Annotated in this window: 6 protein-coding genes; 4 read left to right on the top strand and 2 right to left on the bottom strand. The window is 41.1% G+C overall.

Features of this window, described 5'->3' with window-relative positions; genetic code table 11:
- On the bottom strand, positions 1-674 hold a 674-nt coding region (locus ACZFYI_RS14860), incomplete at its 3' end, for a mannitol dehydrogenase family protein (RefSeq protein ID WP_462524913.1).
- Positions 675-781: 107 nt separating this feature from the next.
- On the opposite strand from ACZFYI_RS14860, the gene ACZFYI_RS14855 reads away from it, so the two are divergent.
- A complete protein-coding gene (locus ACZFYI_RS14855) occupies positions 782-1069 on the top strand; it encodes a DUF1330 domain-containing protein (protein ID WP_462524912.1) in 288 nt (95 codons plus the stop codon).
- Positions 1070-1115: 46 nt separating this feature from the next.
- Positions 1116-2114, top strand: a complete 999-nt coding sequence (yiaK, locus tag ACZFYI_RS14850) for a 3-dehydro-L-gulonate 2-dehydrogenase (protein ID WP_462524911.1) — start codon at positions 1116-1118, stop codon at positions 2112-2114.
- A gap of 64 nt (positions 2115-2178) precedes the next feature.
- Here the strand turns inward: yiaK and ACZFYI_RS14845 are convergent, their stop codons facing one another.
- Positions 2179-3834 (bottom strand): UxaA family hydrolase, encoded by a 1656-nt coding sequence (locus ACZFYI_RS14845; RefSeq protein ID WP_462524910.1) that lies wholly within the window; start codon positions 3832-3834, stop codon positions 2179-2181.
- 105 nt (positions 3835-3939) lie between these two features.
- Here ACZFYI_RS14845 and ACZFYI_RS14840 point away from each other — a divergent pair, with 105 nt between their 5' ends.
- Both ACZFYI_RS14840 and ACZFYI_RS14835 read left to right on the top strand, forming a co-directional pair.
- Positions 3940-4935: a PfkB family carbohydrate kinase gene (locus tag ACZFYI_RS14840; RefSeq protein ID WP_462524909.1), complete on the top strand. Its 996-nt coding sequence runs from the start codon at positions 3940-3942 to the stop codon at positions 4933-4935.
- 88 nt (positions 4936-5023) lie between these two features.
- A partial coding sequence (locus tag ACZFYI_RS14835; RefSeq protein WP_462524908.1) for a beta/alpha barrel domain-containing protein occupies positions 5024-5511 on the top strand: 488 nt, incomplete at its 3' end.

Here is a 5511-nt window from a genome sequence, read left to right as displayed (position 1 = left end):
TCAAAGTTCTCTTTTGGAAATCCGGGAACAATCCGGTCTACAAGGGTATTGCAAAAAATGCAAGCGCTTTCCATCCAAGGGAGAAATGCCTCGGGCAGGTTCCACATTTTGGCATATTCAATGACATATTCTTTTAGCTTTTGGCCATTGTTTTCAATTAGCTCACATGGAAGAATTGTCAGGCCTTTGGATCTGTCATTTTCAAAAAACGCAAAACGCTCAAAAAGCAATACAGTCAATTTTCCGGGAAAAGTTGATGGGATTTTTTTTGGATCATCATCATTTTGATCAAACACTATTCCTGCTTCTGTAGTATTTGAAATGATAAACTTTAATTCGGGATTTTTGGCCAAATCCAGAAAGAAGCCAAAATCCTGATTAGGATTACTTACCCCGGAGATCGAAGTGATAAGCTTTTGGTTATCAATGGTTTTTCCATTTTGGAAACCTCTGATCAAAACATGGTAATTATAATTCTGCTTTACAAAATCCTCGGGAATGGATTTTCCATGGCTTTGAATGATATGGACTGCACCGTCAAAATCTGTTTTTTCATTCAAAATCTCAATCATCCAGTCTGCAAATCCCCGCAGGAAATTCCCTGTTCCGAATTGAAGGACTTTTACAGGCCTTTTGACTTTGGTTCCAAAAATCAATTGGTCAGAGTGCGGCATATCAGGTTTGAAAATTACAATTGAAGATAGGTTTATGCTAGTTTAAATAAAAGTATGTCAAACATCTGGGAATTTTTCTAAACTTTGATATACTAAACAAAAAAAATATGCCTGCATTGGTTCTTGTAGAGGTCAGTATTCATGACCCTGAATTGTATGAATCTTACAAAAAACTTACCCTCGGTTCATTGGTCCCCTTTGAAGGGAGATTTGTAGTCCGTGGTGCCCAAACCGAATCCTTGGAAGGAGATTGGAATCCGGAAAGGTTGGTAATACTTGAGTTTCCTTCTGTCCAAAAAGCCAAAGATTGGTGGGCATCTGAGGAATATACCAAAGCAAAAAACATTCGATATCAGGCTGCCAAATCCAAAATGTTGGTAGTGGAAAGTCTGTGATTACGCTATTGGAATTTTTGATTTCATTCCCTAAAATCAACCAAACATGAGAGTTGCCTACCAGGAAGTCATCCAAACTTTAGAAGAAATCCTCTTTAAAAATGGGTTTTCAGAAGATAGGGCTAGGTTGTGTGCATTTCTTTTTGCCAAAGCCAGCTTGGAGGGAGTTGCTTCCCATGGATTGGACCGCTTTCCGGTTTTTTTGGAAATGATCAGAAAAAACCTTGTTCACCCAGATGCAGAATCAAGTCTTCTAGACAGTTATGGCGTTTTTGAAAGATGGAATGGCAACCTCGGTCCCGGTCCTCTCAATGCCCACCAATGTATGGACAGAGCGATCCATCTTTCTAAAGAATTTGGGGTGGGCATTGTCGCGCTGCAAAACACCAATCATTGGATGAGAGCAGGAAATTACGGTTGGCAGGCTGCAGAAGCCGGTTGCATTGCCATCTGTTTTACCAATACCAAACCCAATATGCCTGCATGGGGTGGGAGTGAACCCAGACTCGGTAACAATCCCCTTGTGATAGCCATTCCGAGGTCAAAAGGGCATGTTGTCTTGGATATGGCGATGTCGCAGTTTTCTTATGGAAAATTGAAAACCTATCTGCGTGAAGGCAAAGATATGCCTTTTGATGCGGGATTTGACATGAATGGAAACTTGACCAAATCACCTGAAAGCGTCATTTCCAATGAATTGGCATTGCCTATTGGATTGTGGAAAGGAGCCGGGCTTTCCCTGCTTTTGGATATGTTGGCTACCATTTTATCAGGCGGAAATCCGACTTTTCAGGTTGGGGAAAGTGGAGAGGAATCCGGTCTTTCTCAGGTATTTATTTGTTTGGATGCCGAGAAATTGGGAATAATGGATTGGTCGGATCAGAAACTAGATCAAATTATTGGGGACCTGAAAAGTTCATTGACCTTTGGAGACAAAGAAATCCGGTACCCAGGTGAAAACAATATGAAAACCTCCGAAGAAAACATGCAAAATGGTGTTACTGTGGATGACAAGATTTGGAAGAGCATAATCGAGGAGCTGTGACTTGTGGAAAATTGGATAGGTTGGGTCAACTTTGCAACCTTCCAACCTTAAGAACTTTTTAACTTCACAGCGAAACCCCTCTCTTCCAAGGAATAAAGTCATCCTGTCCAAGGAGTACAGCTTTGGGTTTTATCTCTCCTGAAGCAACCTTAATGATCATTTCCAAGATTTCTTCCCCCATTTCTGGAATGCTCTTTTCTCCCGAGATTATTCCTCCTGTGTCAATGTCAATGATATCAGGCATTCGCTTGGCTAGTTTCGTGTTGGTGGATATCTTGATGACAGGCGCAATGGGATTTCCCGTAGGGGTCCCCAATCCTGTAGTGAAAACCATGATATTTGCCCCCGAACCTGCCATGGCAGTGGTACTTTCTACGTCATTTCCGGGTGTGCAGACAAGATTGAGACCTGGCTTCTGAAAATATTCCGCATAATCGAGCACATCTGTGACGGGCGAAGTTCCGCCTTTTTTGGCAGCTCCGGCGGATTTTATTGCATCTGTGATCAAACCATCTTTGATATTGCCCGGCGAGGGATTCATGTCAAAACCAGATCCTACTGCGACTGCAGAGGCCGAATAAGCTTTCATTAAAGCACTGAATTTATCCGCTGATTCGTTCGTATTGCAGCGGTTGATCAATTCCTGTTCCACTCCACACAATTCAGGAAATTCTGATAGCATGGTTGTCCCTCCTAGAGCAACTATTAGGTCAGATGCATATCCTACGGCAGGATTTGCCGAAATCCCCGAAAAGCCATCCGAGCCTCCGCATTCTAGTCCAAGCGTCAGTTTGCTGAGTGGTGAGGGTTTCCTTTCATGATGGTTTGCTTTTGCCATGCCCAAAAAGGTTTTCTTTATGGCTTCTGACAGCAGCTGTTGCTCTGTACCTTCTTTTTGCTGTTCCAGGACAATGACCGGCTTTTTAATATCCGGATTGATTTTATTGAGTTTTTCTTTCAAAATTGAAGGTTGTGCATTTTGACAACCAAGGCTTAGGACAGTTGCGCCGGCCACATTAGGGTTATTGATGTATCCAGCCAAAAGGGCGCAAAGTGATTCGGAATCTCTCCTTGTACCGCCACATCCCCCTTGATGGTCCAAAATCTTGATGCCGTCAAGGTTTGGAAATAAGGTTTCTGACTTTTTTTCCTGTACTTTTTCTACACTCAGGTTTTCTATTTCTTCTTCTTTTCCTTCCTGAAATAAACTCACCATGTTTTTGACCAAAGACTTAAACGGGTTTGTCTTTCCATAACCAAGCGCTTCATTAAATGCATCCTTGATGACTTCTACATTCCTGTTTTCGCAAAAAACCAAAGGGATGATCAACCAATAATTGGCAGTACCTACCTGACCGTCTTCACGGTGATAACCGAGAAAAGTCCGGTTTTTGAACCTACTGATATCAGGTGGATTCCATTTGAAATTTTCTGTTTTCTTTCCAAAATTGGCAGCTTCATGGGTTGTATTTTGGGTTGTGATCAAACTTCCTATGGGTAAATCCATTTTGGTACGACCGACTACAGTGCCATACATGAAGATCAAGCCGCCTTTTGGAAGAGGCTCAATTGTAAATTTGTGTTTTGCCTGAATTTCTTGTTGCATTTTGATCGACTTTCCTTCAAAATCTATGATGCTTCCAGCTTGTAAATCCACCAATGCGACCAAGACATTGTCATTTTCGTGGATTTGAATAAAAGTTTTTGTTTTGCCAGCCATGTATAATTTGATCTAACCTGAAATCGTTTGCATTAACTTATGTCCTGTATTTCTTGAAAACAAAATTTAAGTGTTTATTTTCATGAAAGATTATCATTTTATACAATGGGCAAAAAAATAATCACTATAGGCGAAGTAATGATGCGCCTCAGTACTCCAGGACATGAAAGATTCGTTCAGGCAAGTTCTTATGAAGCTGTTTTTGGCGGATCGGAAGCAAATGTTTCTATCTGTCTCGCCAATTGGGAACAGGAAACTTATCATGTCACCGCTTTTCCTAGCCATGATATCGGAAAAGCAGCTACCCGGTATTTGAGGCAGACAGGTGTCAAGACAGATTATATCTATTTTTCGGAAGGAAGGATGGGCCTATATTTTCTTGAAAACGGTTCCATGCAGCGTTCTTCCAAAATCATATATGACAGATTTGATTCGGCTTTTTCCAATTTTGATGGAAAAGACATTGATTGGGATCAGGTTTTTGAAGGAGCAGATTGGTTTCATTGGACTGGAATAACACCAGCCTTGAGCCAGAATGCAGCCGACATGACGTTGAAGGCACTTAAGGTCGCATATGATAAAGGCTTGACAATCAGTGGTGATATTAATTACAGAAGGAACCTTTGGCAATATGGGAAAAGCCCTTTGGAAGTAATGCCTGAGCTTATCCGGTACACCCATGTCTTGGTAGCTGGCAAATCAGATTTTGAAAATTGTATGGACATCAGTCTTGATGATTGGGGAAATGCTTGCTATCAGGCCAAAAAAGACTACCCACAGATCAAATACATTACCAAGACAAAGAGGGAGTCGGTTTCTGCTTCCCATAACAGGCTGAAAGGCACTTTGTGGAACGGGGAAGAAATCCTTTTTTCAAACGTTTATGAAATGACCCATATAGTAGACAGAGTGGGAGGTGGGGATGCCTTTATTGCCGGATTGATTTATGGCTTATTGCATTTTTCTGACCAAGAGGCTATTGAATTTGCGACTGCCTCATCCGTCTTAAAACACAGTATAAAAGGTGATGCCAATTTTGTATCTCTTGAGGAAGTTAATGATCTGGTAAGAGGTGAAAATGTAGGCAAGCTTTTGAGGTAAATTTGATGTGAATTATAATTCCAAAATTATCAATTTCGCCCCAACCAATTTTAAGAAGTCTAAAACCTATTAACCTAAAGAAATCCCAATGAAACAAACCCATGCAGAAATCCTTGGAAAAATGGCTGATACAGGAATGATTCCAGTATTTAATCATAGGGATATCTCGATTGCCAAGGCGGTCTTAGATGCTTCATACAATGCCGGAATTCGGGTTTTTGAATTTACAAACCGCGAATCAAATGCTTTTGAGGTATTCAAAGCTTTGAAGATTTATTCTGAGAAATATCCCGATTTGTTGTTGGGAATTGGAACTGTTTTTTCTGAGTCAGACGCTAACAGGTTTCATTTGATGGGGGCGGATTTTGTCGTTTCTCCGGCATTGATTCCAGAAGTAGCCAATTATTGCACTATGAAAGGTGTTTTTTGGGTTCCGGGCTGTGCTACTGTGACCGAAGTTTTTCAGGCAAAATCTTTGGGAGCACTTTTGGTCAAGGCTTTTCCGGGAAATTTACTTGGTTCAGGTTTTATCAAAAGTGTATTGTCAGTAATGCCTGATATCAGAATGATGCCTAC

The organism is Aquiflexum sp., assembly GCF_977115555.1.
This window is presented reverse-complemented; position numbering and strand designations above follow the sequence as displayed.